This window comes from Bradyrhizobium sp. WSM1417, from assembly GCF_000515415.1.
In the GTDB taxonomy this organism is placed as follows: domain Bacteria; phylum Pseudomonadota; class Alphaproteobacteria; order Rhizobiales; family Xanthobacteraceae; genus Bradyrhizobium.
Window position 1 is genome coordinate 1983459 of sequence record NZ_KI911783.1, and the last position, 16420, is coordinate 1999878.

Here is a 16420-nt window from a genome sequence, read left to right on the forward strand (position 1 = left end):
GGTCGTCCCCGCGGCTGATGATGAGCTGGCCGTCCTCGCCAAAGCTTGCGAACGCTTCGATCGGGCAGGGTCAACTTCTCTCAAACATCAGCATTGCGACGTTATGGCCTCGGCGAATTCACACGATCGACAAAGCAGAAAGCCGTCCGCTCCGTTCATGCGATCGGAAATCTCGCAAAAACTCGCCCCTTCGAAGAGATCCTTGTACGTGTCGCGGAGGAGGTTGCCCAAAACATGTCGTCGCTCAAAGTCCATGCAGCAGAAAGTAACGTCGCCGTTTGGGAGAAGAACATTGCGATACTGCCGTTCGTCAGGACACGCCAGTGCTCCGACGAGTGGCTGTCGTGCTCCAACCACCTTGAGCTCGCCGCTGCCAGCGCTGCTGTGGGGCGGACGCGAGCGGACCAGCACTTCCTCAGGAATGATGTCGACAAGTTCTGGATGAACCTCGCCCCTAACTATGAAGAGCAATGATGAAATGTCGGAATCGACAAGTTGGCGCATCAAATCAACATAGTTGCGCCTGACGAGACTACTATCCATGTGTGTGCCGTCATCAAAAACATGCACCAGGAAAACGCGGAACTGCAGCGCACGCAAGCGTCGTAGATCCTGGCCGTTCATTCCTACCAGGCTTGTTAAAATCCGGATGCCATGGCCACACGCGTAGGCGTGCTCAACCATTTCGGTGCAAGCCGGATTGAGCCAAGGCTCGGAGTAGCCGGAAAAGCTGATGTCGACAGCGGCTGGTACGCGCGCTAGGCACCGCTTGAAATCTTGGAGAGAGAGATCCTTCACCTCGGATATTTCTCTCTGGCGTTCGGCAAACTTGTCCTGCGGGCAATAAGAACATCCGACGACACAGCCCGTTGTCGTAGTTATCTCCAAAATCCTGCCGCCAGTGATTGCAGAACGCAGTTCCTGTCGAGCCATCGCGTCTATATTGTCCACTTTCCGCGCTCCACTGTTTGGAAGAAAGAGATCTTGAGGGGAGGTCGATTTGAATCCCTCATGCCGGATTGCTCACGCATCATTCTCGATGCGCCGCTGATCGTCGCTATGCGGCACGGTCACAAACTCGGCCGCGACAGATAAAGACAGCACCGCGGCTCTCCCCCGTTACCGCCGTCGACCAGCAGGGTCGGGCGGCTGCCGAGTGCACATGCATGGGTGGGTTGATCTAACGTCTCGTTTATTCCAACAAGCATCACTCATGCCATTGGCGCTATTGTGTCCACAAGTCGAACGTCCGTGAAAATGTCGTCACAACTGCGCGATAGGAGGCGTAACTCTACCCGACCGATATCGTACAATGTGACGCTACGTGCGATTCAAGCTCTCTGGAAATGAGTGAAGGCAGCCTTATGAAATCTAAGGTACTGCCGCCACCTCAAGCACGTCGGGATGTAATGGCATCACAGGGTCGGAGACGGCGGGAGGCGGTGCATTGACACCTCTGGTACGTGGTTTGTTTCTCGAGGCGAGTGGTATCGTGCGTCGGGCTCACCTCGAGCGCCGCGTGTTTCTCTTGCGTCCGTGTTCTTGATTCGGGGGCAAGAGAATGCTCGCAGGTTTGTTTTGGCTGAATGACAGGTAATGGGGTCGTATCCAACCTCATCTGTCGACGGGAACGACGGGGCCGGATCGGGACGACGATCGGCGCATCATCAGCGGTATTGTTCACCTGCTGCAATCGGGGGCGGCATGGCGTGATTGTCCGCGCCAATACGGTCCTTACACGACGACCTACAATCGCTTCAATCGCTGGGCCAAGCGCGAACGATGGTGCCCAATCTTTCAAGCACCGGCCAAACCGGGCAAAGATGCCGTCGTGCTGTCGCTCGACTCGACTTCGATCAAAGCTCATCGGTGTGCCTCCGGCGGAAAAGGGGGGAGCACAATCAGGCAATCGGCCGCTCGCGGGGAGGCCGTACGACAAAAATCCATGCGCTGAGCGATCAGCATCGCCGACCGATCGTCCTGCTGACCCAGGTCAGGATGCCGACATCGCTGCCGCGCCCGATGTTCTGGCGCTCGCACCACCCTGAGCGCGCTTCTCGCAGACTAAAGGGTAGCACGGGGACAACCTTCGCGCCGAAATCGCTGGTCGCGGCGCCAGGCCCGTCATCCCAATAAATCCAACCGTGTCGTCATTCATCGCTTCAACAAATGCGTCTACAGAGGCCGAAATGTCATCGGACGCTGCTTTTGCCGGCTCAATGACTTGCGCCGCATCGCCACACGATATGACAAGCTCGGCCGGAATTTCTTGGCCGCTGTTCAGCTCGCCGCGCTCGTCACACATTGGCTCAATTGAGTCTGGACCCTAGCACTACTTTGGCAGATTCCCAGTTTTGCCTGCTTTATAGGATTCCCGAATCAATTTTTCAATGATTCATGGGTGGTCGGCTCTTGGAGGGCTGACCATGCCGGGATGGGAAGACGAACTCGAACGATGGCTGATGCCGTTCTTGGACCGACTGGGTCATAAGACCCGGCAGCGGATGTGTCCCCTGTATGTTGCGGGGTTGATCGGTCCGGGCGATCGCAAGCGCGTTCAGCCGATGGCGGAACGCCTTGCCACGAGCAACTACGACCAGTTGCACCATTTCATTGCGGACGGTGTCTGGGACGCGACGCCGCTGGAAACAGAGCTTCTCAACCAGGCAGACCGACTTGTCGGCGGCCGCGATGCGGTGCTGGTTATTGATGATACCTCACTGCCGAAGAAGGGTGAGCGCTCGGTCGGTGTTGCGGCACAATACGCGTCGGCTCTCGGTAAAACGGCAAATTGCCAAACGCTGGTGTCTTTAACGCTTGCGCGCGGTGAAGTGCCAGTGATGGTCGCGTTACGTCTCTTTCTGCCTGACAGTTGGACAAGCGACGTGTCTCGTTTGAAGCGCGCTCGCGTGCCCCTCGAACACCGAACGCCACGGTCCAAGCCGGAGATTGCTTTGGCCGAGATTGACCGGGTGATGGCAGCCAACGTGCGCTTTGGATGTGTGCTGGCGGATGCAGGATACGGCCTCAGCGCACCGTTTCGACAAGGACTAACAGAGCGCGGGCTGGCCTGGGCCGTCGGCATCCCTCGGCACCTGAAGGTGTATCCGGTCGATGTGAAGCTCATTTGGCCGATCACCAAAGTCCGTGGGAAACCACGAAAGCACCACGTGCCCGATATCTTATCAATTGCGGCAGAACAAATGCTGGCCAGCGCCAAATGGAAAACCGTGAGTTGGCGCAGCGGGACCAAAGGTCGGCTGAAAGCCCGATTTGCTGCTGTCCGTGTCCGCACCGCCGACGGACCTCCGCAGCGGATATGGGATAAGGGTCAGCAGCATCTCCCGGGCGACGAAGCCTGGCTCATTGGCGAGCAACGTGCCTCAGGGGAGAAGAAATACTATCTCGCCAACCTGCCTGCGGCGACCGATCTGCGCACACTCGCCGCCACCATCAAGGCACGCTGGATTTGCGAGCAGGCGCATCAGCAGCTGAAAGAGGAGCTTGGACTTGATCACTTCGAAGGGCGATCATGGCAAGGTCTTCATCGCCACGCTCTAATGACCATGATCGCCTATACCTTCTTGCAACACCGTCGCCTCGCATCCGCGGGGCGGAAAAAAAAGAATCAACGGGCCTCCGCCTCAGCCAACCATGCCCGCGGTACGTCACGCTATCGTCGATCTCATCCTTCGGCCGCCGTCTCAGCAGTGCCCCTACTGCCGAAAACAAATCCCTGAAAAACACTGCGCAAATAGATTCTGCCAAAGTAGTGCTAGTTTGCTGTAACGCGGCTTGGACCGTGAAATCCTCTCGCAGGAGTTGGCGGTAGCGCACCGCAAGTTTCCCAGGGCGCCGCGCGCATTGCCAAAAAGGAATTGCCTTCAACCCAGATCAAGTCCGTGGGCAAGGTCCGGATGCGTCAGACCCCTCGATCCTTGTCCGCTTTCTGACAGCGGTGCACAAAGCTGTCAGATTCAAAACACGGTGCGCCGTTTGCGCATCGCGAACTGTTTCAAAGCACAATCAGGCGCTTAATGCGCGCCAGGAGCGCTGGCACGGCCCTTGCTCTATTCCGCCGTAGGGCAATAGCGGTGCGATGCTCAAATCCAAATGGAGGAAAGTGAATGCGTAAACTAATAATCGGCGCCCTCGCGCTGTTCATTTCAAACACTACCGCGTTCGCCGGCTCCGGGGCCATCGCATACTCCAAACCAGATGACGTGGTCGGTTTCTCGTACGGATCTGGATCACAACGGCACGCTAGATGGTGGGCCCTGCTTAACTGTCGCGGCAACGGCGGCTCGGATTGCCGAATCGCAGCTTACGAAAATAACGCTTGCGCCGCCGTTGCCATAGGCAGGGGACGCGGGGTGGGACGTGCGTGGTCGTCCCACCCAATTGGTGAATTGGAAGAGGAGCGATCGCAACAAGGCGCGCTGATCAGATGCGATGAGACCGGCGACGAGGACTGCAAAGTCCGGGCCTTGGTTTGCCACTAACTCGCCGCGAATGAATCCCGGACGTAGTTGCCATAGTTTCGGTCAACGGCTCTAGGGCGGCGCGTCCGGCGAACCGGACCGGCTTTTGTGAACCGAGCCCGGACGGTCTCGGCCTTTCGTCTTCAATCCTCGCGCTCATTTAAGCGTTCCTTGCCGGAGGCACTCGCGCGAAGGGCTCGTCGTTTCGCGGCGATGGCTAGCACTGCCTGTCGCGCGGGTGCCTTGTTAACCGGTCTCGCAACTGCACGCGCTGTCAAGGGCCGCCGTTCCGGCGTCGCTATCACTGCCCCTAAAGCGGGGTGCCATCCTTTCCGCCTCCATTGCGCTTCGGCCGTCATTTAATTACGCCGGATGGACGTGTACCAAGGCCGCCTATGCCGCCGCCTTGTCTTCGGGCCCGCGCATGACGATCTTCACCGGGCCAGGTACTCGGCAAAGCGATTCGCCAGCACGAGGCAATGGTTCTCTGGCTTTAGCCTGCCGCGCCAAGCTCTGGACCTTGCGAAGGTGATCGTGTCGCGAAGACTGGACGAGGTCTATGGCAGCCTTCACTCATCCCAATCCAGCTCGGCGCCCAATCAAGGGTCGGGCACACGAATTCCAATCCCCGACGGCCCGAGCTGACGATCGCTTGTTCCTGTGTTGTTCGCAATTGGCGCGGACTCGCTGTATACATCTGTACTTGCCGCGCCAGGGCCGGATCGCCGGGCCTCGCTAAGGCCGCCCGGCCGAACCGCCGCCGTTAGCCTGCATCTGGCTGTGGTTGACGTGGCTTTGACGGCTGAAAGGCATGGTGGGGACCGACGATCCAAACTATGTTTGTCGCCAGAATAAATGAGTGGACCGCTAATGGCTCGCGGCGAGTTGATGAAAAAGCTGTTGGCGAGTTACGGCCGGGACGACGAGTTCCGGGCTGTCGCCGAACAGATCATTCTGGAGGAGGAGCAGAAGAACAACCGCGTTCTGGCGCGGTCGCTCCGCCAGACCCTCGACCATGCCTCGAATCGCGCGCCACCCCCGCGGGCGCTGGCGCCACTCATTCCGTTCCCGGATGCGGCCAACGACTTCGTCGAGCGCGTCGAGCCGGAGCATACCAAGAGCGACATCGTTCTCAGCAAGGCCAACATCCGGATTTTTCCGGACTGATCCAGGAATTCCGCCGCGCCGATGACATCCGCCGCAGCGGACTGCCGGTACGATCGAAGCTCCTGTTCTGTGGACCTCCGGGCTGCGGAAAGACTCTTTGTACCGAGATCTTCGCAGGTGAGCTCGGGCTTCCGTTGTTCGTGGTCAAGATCGACCGCCTGATCTCGTCTTATCTCGGCGAAACCGCGACCAACGTTCGCAAGATTTTCGAGTTCGCGCGCAAGCAGCCCTGCGTCCTTTTTCTCGACGAATTCGATGCCCTGGCGCGCTCGCGTGACGATACGAGCGAGCACAACGAGCTGCGGCGCGTGGTCAACAGCCTTTTGATCTTCATCGACCGGATCAAGCCGAAGGGCTTTTTGGTCGCGGCGACCAATCTCGACCAGTCTCTCGACGCTGCGGTCTGGCGTCGCTTCGACGAGGTCATCTGGTTCGAAAAGCCTGACCGGGAGATGACCGAGCATTTCTTGGCGCTGAAATTCAAGAATATCAAAACAGCTTTCGATCCGACGTCCCAGGTCGGTTCGCTGGAAGGCTATTCTTTCGCCGAGATTGAACGCATTTGTGTGCAGGCGATCAAGTGAGCCAGCCAAGGGCAGCGCCAATGGCGGCGCCCGGCAGGTTCGTCTGATAGCTATCATGAGGTGTTTCCAGCCGTCGAATTCATAGCTCCCCGGACTGGCGAGTCTGCGAGGGGATTGACGGCGCGATTGCCGGTTCGATCAGATGTGATGGAGATATTCGGATTGACGCCCGCTCAGACTCGGCTCGCTTATGGTAGAAGGAAGAGCGCTGCAGGAAATTGCCTTCGATATGAAGATTTCGTCGGGGACGGCACGGAACCATTTCGAGGCCTCTTTGGCGAGCCGGGACTAGGCGGCAAGCGGGGTTGGTATCTCTATTGTCCCGTTTCCGATAAGTCTCGGTCGAGGCTCCGGATGCATTCGTCGGCTGTTGCAGTCTAACTATGCTCTGCGCCGTAATCGACTCAATCGGCAATAGTTGTCCTGTACGCTTTTCCTGCGAATGTCCGGTGTCCGATCAACCAGAGGAGCCGAGCCATCTGAACCCTCAAAAGGGTTTCGCCTAGAAAATAGGAGCCCCACCCTATGGAGATAAGGGGGGCTGCTCCCTGACCCCCGGCGGGAGCCACGGTGCCAAACAGCGCGCTACGAGGCAACGTTCGTTTCCCTCCGGGCCGGTCGTTCGGTGGCCCGCCAGAGATTCACGCGCGCTCCGATCTTCGATCCTCGGCCTCTCTTACGACGTTGCGCAACGCAATTTCAGAAAGGCGCACAACCAGCTGTTTGAGGCGAGCAATCTGTTGCTTGCAGTGCGCCAGCTCGAGCTGTTCGTCCGTCATCAGCGATACTTCATGGCGATTTCCGTTGTCGTCGTAATTCATATCGAACCTTTCCGAGCATGTGAGTGCGAAGGAAGAGTTTTGCTTTGCTCGCTAACTATTAATAGCGAAATCTGGGCGGAGCGCCGACAATACAGCACCGGACGTACGAACGGTGCCTTTACTCGCCCGAGCGTGTTGCTCCGGCCACAGATTGGAACGTTACGTACAAAAATCCTCCGCTCGGTTATGACCCTAATGCTTTGCGCAGCGATCACATCGCGTGCTTCCCATTAGAAGCTCGGGATCGTGCCCTGCCCCTTGTCAGGTTATTGCAGGACTATCTCCTATTACAAAATGCATCGACATCAAACCCGGGGGGCCCAGCCCAGCACTTAACATTGGCCTCCGATCGATCGCCTCCGCCCTCTCTCAACGGGTCGGATCACTCCATCGGCTAGTCGGGGCTGCGGACGGGATGATCGCGGGTGATGAGGGAGGGTAAGACCCTCTGTCCGCATCTGCCAGTGAGGTGGCTTGCCCTACACTGAGCCTCCGAGGGTTGCTCGGGCGGTCCGAGCCAATCCTGGCGAGAAGTTCACCGCGACCTTGCAGAGTGTGCGCGCATTTGTACGTTCCGTACAAAGTTTTGGCGCCACACCAAGCGGAATCTCGAATGAGATTCTGCCGGCTTTAACAAATTGCCGGTAAATCCCGAGCGTTAAATCTTGGAAAGGCACGCACCGTGAAAGCGCTAGTTCACTTTTCACGCGAAGAGTGGGGCTACCGCCACAGAATATGGGCTGATAGCGGCGGGTATCTCGCTTGCAATCATCGCAGTCGTGAATGGGCTAGGCACTAAACTCAATACGAAATTCGCCTCGATCAGCAGCTCTCTGAAATAATCAAAGGCCGCCCGCCTCTCTTGGCGGCCTCGTTTTCTCCACCGCATGTGCAAGAACGGCTCCAGTCCGAGGCGAGCTACGCCGCTTGGATTCGACGGAACTTGACAAGTGTTGCAGCGAGGGGGTGAACGGATCGTCTCAATGCGGCTGCTCGGAAATTCTTGTTTAGCGAAAGACACCTGGATGAGTCTTTTCGTCGTCGGCAGATTTGCCAATCAATCGAAAGTGGTCCTTGAAGCCTTTCAGTCCGTGACAGCCTGTTTCTCGCGCTTTGTCTCGGCTCGAGGGTCGATCCGAATCGCGATCTCGTGCTTTTGTCTTGCGATGAGCGCGATTGCGGTGGGCCTCGGAGGGTATTCCGTCCTTGGTATCCGGCACGCAGGCGACTTGGTTGCGCGGACCTTCGATGAGTCCTTGATGTCGATCAATTACGCACGTGCGGCTGGTGCCGATTTTGCCGCGATGCGCGTCGCGTCTTCACACGTCACAAGGCATCCGTCTGCCCGTGTTCGACTGGATGATGAAATCGACCAGCTGGCGAAGACGCTTTCGGAAGATGTGACCATAGCGGCTGAACGGTCGCAATCAGCGAGAGCTGCGAAGGCAGCCGCCAAAGTTAAAGAAGCGGCAAACGCCTGGGTCGCGATTCATCGCCGTCCCCTTCAAGCGTCTACTGATGGCACTGGGAGCGATGAAGCGAGCGCTCGGGAAATCGACGATGTTGACCAGCTTTCCAACATCGTAAATCAGCAGATTGAATTGCTGGTGAACTATACGGCCGGGGATGGTTTTCTATTCCGTCAGCGAGCGCTTGCTGCGATCAAACGGGATCTGCAACTGAATGTGGTGGCGCTGACCGTTGCGCTCCTTCTGTCCGGGTTCTTTTCGTGGTTGTTGGCACGGCGGATTATCGGACCTGTCGCCATTGCGTCGAAAGCGGCAAGGAGTATTGCGGATGGCGACTTGAACGCAGACATTCCAAGAGGCAGCAGTGACGAGCTAGGCTCGCTACTCGCAGCCATGAGGAAGATGCGGGACAACATCAGGGAGATGGTCGATCGAGAGGTGGCGCAACGTCGCTCCGCGCAGGCGCGGCTTTCCGATGCGCTTGAAAATTCTCGAGAAGGCATCGTGCTCCTGGACGCGAACGGGCACATAGCATTGGTCAATTCCAGAGCCACCGAATTCATCGGCTGCTCCTCGCAGCTTGTTCATCCGGATCTTTTTCGAGGCGAGCGGGTGCCGAGCGATGAATCAACCGGAGCGGAAATCACGCAACGAGAGGTCTCTCACGACGTCGAAGGATTGGCGAGCGAAGCCCGCCTCCCAGATGGACGGTGGCTGCGAGTTAGCCGCAGCCCGACCCAAGAGGGGGGTGTTATCCTCGTTTATAGCGATATCACCGGGTTGAAGCGTCAGAAAGCCGAGTTGCATGCGACGAATCTGAGACTGGATGCGGCGCTGACACACATGTCTCAGGGCCTCTGCCTCTACGATAGTGAGGCACGGCTGCAAGTCGTAAACCGACGCTTCTGTGAGATCTTTGATCTTTCGCCTGAACTCGTCGCTCCGGGCATGACTTTCGAGGAAGTACTCGGTTTGAGTGTTGCCGCTGGAAATCATGGGCGCCAGACGGTGGCCGATCTGCTGGCGGAGCGGGAGAAATGCTTGGCTCACCACGAGAGCGGCAACTACCTCCAGCGCCTTAACGACGGACGCGTCGTCTGTATTGGGCATCGCTCCACTTCTGATGGCGGCTGGCTCATCAGTTGCGAAGATGTGACCGACCAACAGAGAGCCCAATCTCAAATTACCTTCATGGCGCGGCATGATGATCTGACCCGACTACCTAATCGCTCATTGTTCGCCGAGCGCATTGAACACGCCGTCGCCGAGGCCGGCCGGGGTTCTGGCTTTGCGGTGTTCTGCCTGGATCTGGACAATTTCAAACAGATCAATGACACCTTGGGCCATCCGGTGGGTGATGGGCTGCTTTGCGCGGTCGCCGACCGATTGAGCGCGTGCGTCCGCGAGATTGATACCGTCGCCCGGTTGGGTGGCGACGAGTTTGCGATCATACAATCTGATGTCCAAAACGCTGAAGATGCCGAACGTCTCGCCCGCCGCGTGGTGGAATGTATCGGAGCGCCTTATGAGCTAAATGGGCATCGCGTCATCGTCGGGTGCAGCGTCGGAATTGCACTCGCGCCCGGTGACGGCACGACACGTGAAATGCTCCTGAAAAATGCGGACATGGCGTTATACCGGTCCAAGGCGGGCGGCAGGGGAACATGGCGGTTTTTCGAACCGGCGATGGACGCAAGTTTGCAGAGCCGCCGCGCGCTCGAACTCGATCTTCGCGAGGCCATGGACAAGGACGAATTCACTCTGTTCTATCAACCCATTTATGACTTGTGGATGGACCGGATCAGCGGCTTCGAAGCACTATTGCGCTGGCCTCATCCGAAGCGTGGGCTGGTGCCACCTGACCAATTCATTCCCATTGCAGAAGACATTGGTCTCATCACTCCGCTGGGTGAATGGGTTCTCAACCGCGCCTGCGAGCAGGCGGCCGGTTGGCCGAGCGAGCTCAAGATTGCGGTCAATGTCTCGGCGACTCAGATTCGCGATCCAAGATTTGCGGAGGTTATCGCAAACGCGCTTGATGCTTCAACGCTGGCCCCGCAACGGCTCGAATTGGAAATCACGGAGTCTGGTCTCCTTGGAAACAGCGCCGAGACGATTGCAACACTGCACAAGTTGAAGGCGCAGGGGCTGAGCATCGCTTTAGATGATTTTGGTACTGGATACTCCTCGCTAAGCTATCTGCGCAGCTTCCCCTTTGACAAGCTCAAAATCGATCAGTCATTCGTCCGTGACGCAACAGCGACAAATGGATCTAAATTAATCGTAAGAGCCATCACCAGTCTCGGAAAAGGTCTCGGCATAACAACAACGGCGGAGGGGGTCGAGACGATTGAACAGTTGAATCAGATAAAAGCGGAAGGGTGCAACGAGGCGCAGGGATTCCTATTCAGCCGCCCGGTCCCTGCTACCGAAATAGCATCAACGATCCTGAATCTGAGAGGCGGCCTCGCAAAGCGTCAGTTGAGCAGTGCGATGACCGGCTAAGACGAACCAAGACTTTTTGTTCAGTCCTGAGTGCGCTCTCGCCGTTGCGTTTCAATGCGTTCCGGATCCGCATCGTGCGTAGCATGTTAGCGACCGGGGCTACAAAGACTCCGATCGTCGGGCGCGATCACAATCAGCGGCGCTATCAGCGCGCTGCAGCTCCAGCCTGCGGTTTTGTTGAGCGCTGTGAAATGAAACTCATCGAGGCTTCCATTATAATTTCACACGGATCCGCTGCACCAATTGTTGGCGCGCCCTAATCGTGGAGGGCAAAGGTTTTATGAAGGAGATTTCGCTTAATCGGCAGCACCCGATACTTGCTATTAAGGCTTTGTTTCCAGGGGGGCCATATAGAAGGCGATGTATCGTCGAGGAGCCGATGAGGGTCTGGGTCAGCTTAGCTTTGCTCGCGGCCTTTTTTCCGCCGGGCCAGCCGTTTGCCTCGGTAGCGGCGGAGACATCAGCCGATACCACTGCGCGCGCCAGCTATCGTCGGCCGGCGGCGATCCCTTTTCCCGATCGTAATCCCTACACGGTGCCGAAAGCTGCTCTCGGGGAAAGACTCTTCTTCGATGCGCTGCTCTCGAAGTCCCGCACCCGTTCCTGCGCGACATGCCACAATCCGTCGCTTTCCTGGGGGGATGGCCTTGCGCGTGCGATCGGCGAGGATCCCAGGGGCCTGCCATTGCGTGCGCCGACCCTGATCGATGTGGCGTTCACCGAACCGTTGGGGTGGGACGGCAAATTCAAGACTCTCGAAGCCGTCACGTTCGGGCCGATCACAGGCCGGGCCAACATGAATTTGACGGAATCAGAATTGATCGCGCGTCTCTCCGCTATCCCGGCCTATACTGACGCATTCGCAGCCGCATTCGGGGATGATGCGATCACGCGACCCAGGATCGAAGCCGCCTTGGCTACTTTTGAACGAACCATCGTTGCTGGCGAATCTCCATTCGACCTATGGATCATGGGAGACGAAACAGCGATCAGCGCGGCGGCAAAACGCGGCTTTGAGAGTTTCAACGGCAAAGCCCATTGCTCAAACTGCCACGGTGGAGCATCTTTTACTGACGGATCGTTTCACGATATTGGCGTCGCAAAGAACGACGACGTTGGACGCGGCCGGCTGTTTCCGACGTCGCAAAAGCTGCGGTACGCATTCAAAACGCCGACATTGCGCGATGTCGCGCGGCGTGCTCCCTACATGCATGATGGATCGGTCGCAACCCTCGAAGGGGTCATCGAACTCTATGACAAGGGTGGGAGTGACCGTCCGAGTCGCTCGCCTTCAATAAGGCCTCTATCTCTTACGGAAAGCGAAAAGGCGGATTTGATCGCTTTTCTTCAGACGCTCACCGCATCCTCGAAGGATACGCCTTTTCCCAAGTTAGCGCGGTGACCGGCGCCCCGATCGCGCGGCCGGGGAGGCTCTTAGGGAAAGTGCGGCAATGCCGCTCCCAGCAAGCCAAACACGAGGATGAGGAAACCGCCCGCCCACGTCTCCAGGGTTTCACTGCATGCTGTGAGCCGCTTTGCGGTGCGGGCCAGCGCCGAGCCCACGGGCACTCTCTTCGTACGAAACGCACCGAACATGGACTACTCCAGACATCCGTTTTTGTCTTACATTCAGTACGACACTTGCATTGAAGGCCCGTCGTCAAAATCGGTAAAGTTGAAGGGACTTGCGATAGTCTCGCCGCACAAATCCTTGTCGGCGTGTCCCCATTTACCCAGCGAACAACCTTCGGATGCAGGCTCCGTCACATCCTTAAGAGTTATGCTAAGTTGAATACATCGTCAGAGGCGGGCGCTTTTCCAGAGGGGTAGTTTTTTTATGTTCAGGTCTCTGACGCGGGATGCCATTGCGGCATTCCGGGGAAGCCCCCTTTTTGCAAAGTCCATCGCGGGACTTTCTTTCTGGTTCTTGGGGACACAAGGTGCCAGTGCCCATGTCAAGTGGTTCTGTGCCTATGACGCTGCCGGCCAGCCCCGAAGCCTCGAAAACGTGCTGTGCCAGGATTTTGAACTGCTGTTGGCTCTTGCCCTGCTCTGGTTTTTTTCCGGCTGCATGGTTGAGCGGACGTCTTTGGGTGAGCTGACGGCCCGCTCCCTCAACCGCTTCACGGACCGATTGCGGCTACACACCGAGGAAATGATCCGTGCTGTCTGCGGATTTTTCTTCATCTCGCTTTGGGCGGTGGGCGGTATCTTGCTGACTCCGGAATTGAAAACGACTTCGCCAATGGTTGGGCCTTTGCAGCTCGCCATCGCCACAGGCCTGCTATCGCGCCGCACTATGCCCTTTTCCGCGGCGGGGATCGCGGTGCTGTTCGCGCTCGCCGTTCGAGACTACGGAACGTTTCATCTGGCTGATTATCCGATCTTTCTGGGCCTTGCGGCCTACCTCGCGCTCACTGGCTTGCAAAAAGATCTGTTCGGCGTTCCGCCGCTCGATGTCGTTCGCTACGCAACCGCCGTCACGTTGATGTGGGCCTCGGTGGAAAAGTGGGCCTACCCGGAATGGAGCTTCCCACTTCTGATCGAGCACCCCGGCATGACGCTTGGGTTCGACAGTGAGTTCTATATGCGTGCCGCTGGTATGGTCGAATTCACGCTCGCGTTTGCCCTAGCTTGGACGCCACTGGTCCGGCGCGTTGCAGCTGCCATACTGCTTGGAATGTTCATCAGCGCGTGCTTCGAATTCGGCAAGGTTGATTTGATCGGGCACTCGGCGATCATCGTCGTCCTGGTCGCGATACTTTCCGATAACCAGCCGAGGGAGGCCGACTATCGCGCTCCCTGGCTCGCTCCGGCCGGCCTATGTGCGGCGCTGACGGGTACGCTCTGCGCCTACTATGTCGCTCATGCAGTGATCTTCAATACCTCAATTCTGTAGGCGCGCTACTTTTTGACATGCACGCCAAGCTTCATCTTGGGATGAATGCCGCACAACACAGCGTAATCACCAGCCACAGAAAAGAGGACGTCGAATTGGCTGCCCGGCTGTTGATCGCCGGAATCGAATTCGAAGGTGTCTGAGCTCAAATAGGCGTGATGCAAGAGCTCGCCATCGTCGTTGATGAACCGTAGAGTCTCGCCGCGCTTTATTATGATTTCCTTGGGTCTGAATTCTCGATCTTTTTGCGAGATTACATAGGGGTTGGCGCCTAGAGCGGCTCCAGCGAGGAGCCCTCCCACTATTGCGGCGGTGATCTGGAAACCGAACTTGCTTGTGCGCGAAGGTATCAACTTTGTCCTCATTCCAACCTCATTGAAAGCTAAATCCTATAAAAAATGCGACCTTACCGCGGACCGCCGCACCCCGGGACTACTGCGACACTTATCAGAGATTGATTTTAATTTTTCAGAGATTGACTAATGTTGCGCGTCGGTTCCAGTCATTATTAGAGAAAAAGGTGGGGCGTGGATAGGCAGCCGGCTGTGTCCGCGCAGCATGTTTGCGTTTTGGCGATGCGAGGATATAGCCGGTCGTCGCCACGTCCCTGCGGGGAGACAAACAGTGGAGCCTCATGGCATCAGCTGCTGAGTAAAGATTGTTTGATTGCCCGCAGGGCATCAGAACAAATCCGCGTAGCAAATAATGAACTTCGGCACATAGGGAGCATGATTGAACGCTCGCCTGGCGTCAGCATGTTCTCTGCGAAGCCTTAATGGCGCTGTGTTCGGCTCACGCAGTGGAATGCGCAACCCTGGCCAGGCGCAAACGGCGTCTCGCGCGTCTGACGGCGTTCCGCGCGAAGGCGCTGACGAATCCAAGGCGAGTGCTCCGCACCACCATCGGCCCGGTCAATCGTTGAAAATCATCAAAGAAGTCCTCCAAGCGCCGGATTTGTGCTCATCGCGCTTCTCATTGCAGGAATCCAGATCGGTATTGGGCTACGTTTCCAGCAGATATCCACGCTATGAGACGGACCGCACTATGACCAATCAGGTGCCAGCCGTCCTTGAACCGCTGGAAAGCTCGGGAGACCCCGCTCTCGCAGGAGTTACTGGCACACAGCCGACGCTTTGTCGGCTCGATAGCTTGCGTCCTAATACGCGGCCCCCTGTGAGAAATGCTATCCTGTCCAAAATTTCTCTGGAAGGCCTCGCGGCACTAGGAGATTGCCTTGAGCCGATCGTCCTAAAAGAACGTATGGTTCTGCAAGAGCCGAAAAGGCATGTAGAGCACGTTTACTTCGTGGAGTCGGGCCTGGTCTCGCTAAGAGTTGTCGCGGCGGGGAGCATGCTTGAAACGGCCGTCATAGGATATCGAGGTGTGGTCGGTGCTTCGTTCTTGTGGGGAGGACATCTTTCGACGCATCAATCTGTGGTGTTCTTTCCCGGAAGCGCGCACAGGATCCGTGTTGAGGAATTGCGCCGGCTAGTAAAGGAGCGTCCTGAGATCCGAGAACATCTCTTTGAGTACGTTCAAGCGCTGGCATTTCAGTGCGTTCAGACAGGATTGTGCGGGGTTCGGCACGATCGTGAACAGAGGCTCGCGAGCTGGCTTTGTTTGGCGAGTGATGCTGCTGACGTTCGTGTGCTGCCAGTTACCCATGACTACCTTTCGTCTGTCTTGGGACTTCGTCGCGCTGGAGTAACGCAGACTCTAAGCCGATTCGAAGAACGAGGGCTGATCCGCAAGATGCGCGGTGTCTTGCAGATTGATGAACCCAAGTGCCTTGAGCAAAGGGCATGTTGTTGTTACAAGCTCATTTCAGGCGCCTATGCCTCGTCTCAGTCCGCGATTCCAGCAAAAGAGCTGATGGGGTAGCCGACATCTTCCGTAAGTCTCGTTTCCGTTACGGTCGGCTCGCGACCGAGCTGTAAGGACCGAAGACTCGATCCGAGCTCCGGGTTATCAAGGCAGGCAACCGTATCGGGTGCATGAGCCGATCGAGTGAAGTCAACGACCTCCGGCCCGACAGCCGCGTAAGATCAGGTCGAAGTTTACAGAGGCTGCTCGCGTACGCGCAAACAAGCGACACCTGGCGTTCGCGTCATGATCGGTCTAGCCACGCGATATCGAAAGCACAGGGGCTCTCACTCCTGATAGTGCCCCGATGATCACGGTTGTGGTGCTTCATGCCGCCGAGATTTGCAACGATACTGAGCTAAGAGGGGCGTACGTTGCTAAACCTCGAGCACACCAGGTGAAGAAGAGCGAATGCGAGCCAGTCATTCGTCATTTGCTTCACAAGTGCCGCACCGACAGCGGGCTCGACGATGTTCCCGAAGCCGACTTGAGCTTTTCACAATTCTATTCGTGGATGGAGCAGAACGACTCGAGTTTTCTGGCGTTCAGAACCGCGACGTCCGTGAGATTCGTTGTTGAAATGTGGTTCGACCAGGAGTTCAAGCTGACCTGGCGTCGGTAGCGCTATCCG

12 protein-coding genes and 2 pseudogenes are annotated in these 16420 nt (G+C 57.2%); 11 read left to right on the forward strand and 3 right to left on the reverse strand.

Features of this window, described 5'->3' with window-relative positions:
• Positions 1 to 87 precede the first annotated feature (87 nt).
• Positions 88 to 951 (reverse strand): radical SAM/SPASM domain-containing protein, encoded by an 864-nt coding sequence (locus BRA1417_RS0109580; protein ID WP_027515637.1) that lies wholly within the window; start codon positions 949 to 951, stop codon positions 88 to 90.
• Positions 952 to 1542: 591 nt separating this feature from the next.
• Between BRA1417_RS0109580 and BRA1417_RS42340 the strand changes: the two are divergent.
• The 5 genes and pseudogenes from BRA1417_RS42340 (at position 1543) to BRA1417_RS45385 (ending at position 6232) form a co-directional block, all read left to right on the forward strand.
• Positions 1543 to 2317: pseudogene (locus BRA1417_RS42340) on the forward strand (IS5 family transposase).
• A 73-nt stretch (positions 2318 to 2390) separates the two neighbouring features.
• Positions 2391 to 3740: an IS701 family transposase gene (locus BRA1417_RS0109595; protein WP_027515639.1), complete on the forward strand. Its 1350-nt coding sequence runs from the start codon at positions 2391 to 2393 to the stop codon at positions 3738 to 3740.
• A gap of 387 nt (positions 3741 to 4127) precedes the next feature.
• Positions 4128 to 4502, forward strand: a complete 375-nt coding sequence (locus tag BRA1417_RS46175) for a DUF4189 domain-containing protein (RefSeq protein ID WP_084462151.1) — start codon at positions 4128 to 4130, stop codon at positions 4500 to 4502.
• 867 nt (positions 4503 to 5369) lie between these two features.
• Entirely contained in the window at positions 5370 to 5648 is a 279-nt protein-coding gene (locus BRA1417_RS45380) for a hypothetical protein (protein ID WP_245286379.1), read from the forward strand.
• A gap of 107 nt (positions 5649 to 5755) precedes the next feature.
• The gene (locus BRA1417_RS45385) at positions 5756 to 6232 is read left to right on the forward strand and encodes an AAA family ATPase (protein WP_245286344.1); all 477 of its coding nucleotides are present in this window, start codon (positions 5756 to 5758) and stop codon (positions 6230 to 6232) included.
• 641 nt (positions 6233 to 6873) lie between these two features.
• Here the strand turns inward: BRA1417_RS45385 and BRA1417_RS43730 are convergent.
• Positions 6874 to 7053 (reverse strand): hypothetical protein, encoded by a 180-nt coding sequence (locus tag BRA1417_RS43730; protein WP_027515640.1) that lies wholly within the window; start codon positions 7051 to 7053, stop codon positions 6874 to 6876.
• Between the two features lie 710 nt (positions 7054 to 7763).
• On the opposite strand from BRA1417_RS43730, the pseudogene BRA1417_RS44685 reads away from it, so the two are divergent.
• The 4 genes and pseudogenes from BRA1417_RS44685 to BRA1417_RS0109625 all read left to right on the forward strand — a co-directional run.
• A pseudogene (locus tag BRA1417_RS44685) lies at positions 7764 to 7895 on the forward strand (Flp family type IVb pilin); the annotation flags it as partial.
• Between the two features lie 183 nt (positions 7896 to 8078).
• Positions 8079 to 11027, forward strand: coding sequence for an EAL domain-containing protein (locus tag BRA1417_RS0109610; RefSeq protein WP_084462152.1), 2949 nt, complete (start codon positions 8079 to 8081; stop codon positions 11025 to 11027).
• 379 nt (positions 11028 to 11406) lie between these two features.
• Positions 11407 to 12429, forward strand: a complete 1023-nt coding sequence (locus BRA1417_RS0109615; protein ID WP_027515642.1) for a cytochrome-c peroxidase — start codon at positions 11407 to 11409, stop codon at positions 12427 to 12429.
• Positions 12430 to 12864: 435 nt separating this feature from the next.
• Entirely contained in the window at positions 12865 to 13926 is a 1062-nt protein-coding gene (locus tag BRA1417_RS0109625; RefSeq protein ID WP_156948653.1) for a hypothetical protein, read from the forward strand.
• Between the two features lie 5 nt (positions 13927 to 13931).
• Here BRA1417_RS0109625 and BRA1417_RS0109630 read toward each other — a convergent pair whose 3' ends face one another.
• The gene (locus BRA1417_RS0109630) at positions 13932 to 14291 is read right to left on the reverse strand and encodes a methylamine utilization protein (RefSeq protein ID WP_027515644.1); all 360 of its coding nucleotides are present in this window, start codon (positions 14289 to 14291) and stop codon (positions 13932 to 13934) included.
• A gap of 553 nt (positions 14292 to 14844) precedes the next feature.
• On the opposite strand from BRA1417_RS0109630, the gene BRA1417_RS42360 reads away from it, so the two are divergent.
• Together BRA1417_RS42360 and BRA1417_RS0109640 are read left to right on the forward strand one after the other, a co-directional pair.
• Positions 14845 to 15807, forward strand: coding sequence for a Crp/Fnr family transcriptional regulator (locus BRA1417_RS42360; protein WP_245286166.1), 963 nt, complete (start codon positions 14845 to 14847; stop codon positions 15805 to 15807).
• Positions 15808 to 16096: 289 nt separating this feature from the next.
• On the forward strand, positions 16097 to 16411 hold the full coding sequence (locus BRA1417_RS0109640; protein WP_027515645.1) for a hypothetical protein: 315 nt from the start codon (positions 16097 to 16099) through the stop codon (positions 16409 to 16411).
• Positions 16412 to 16420 lie beyond the last annotated feature (9 nt).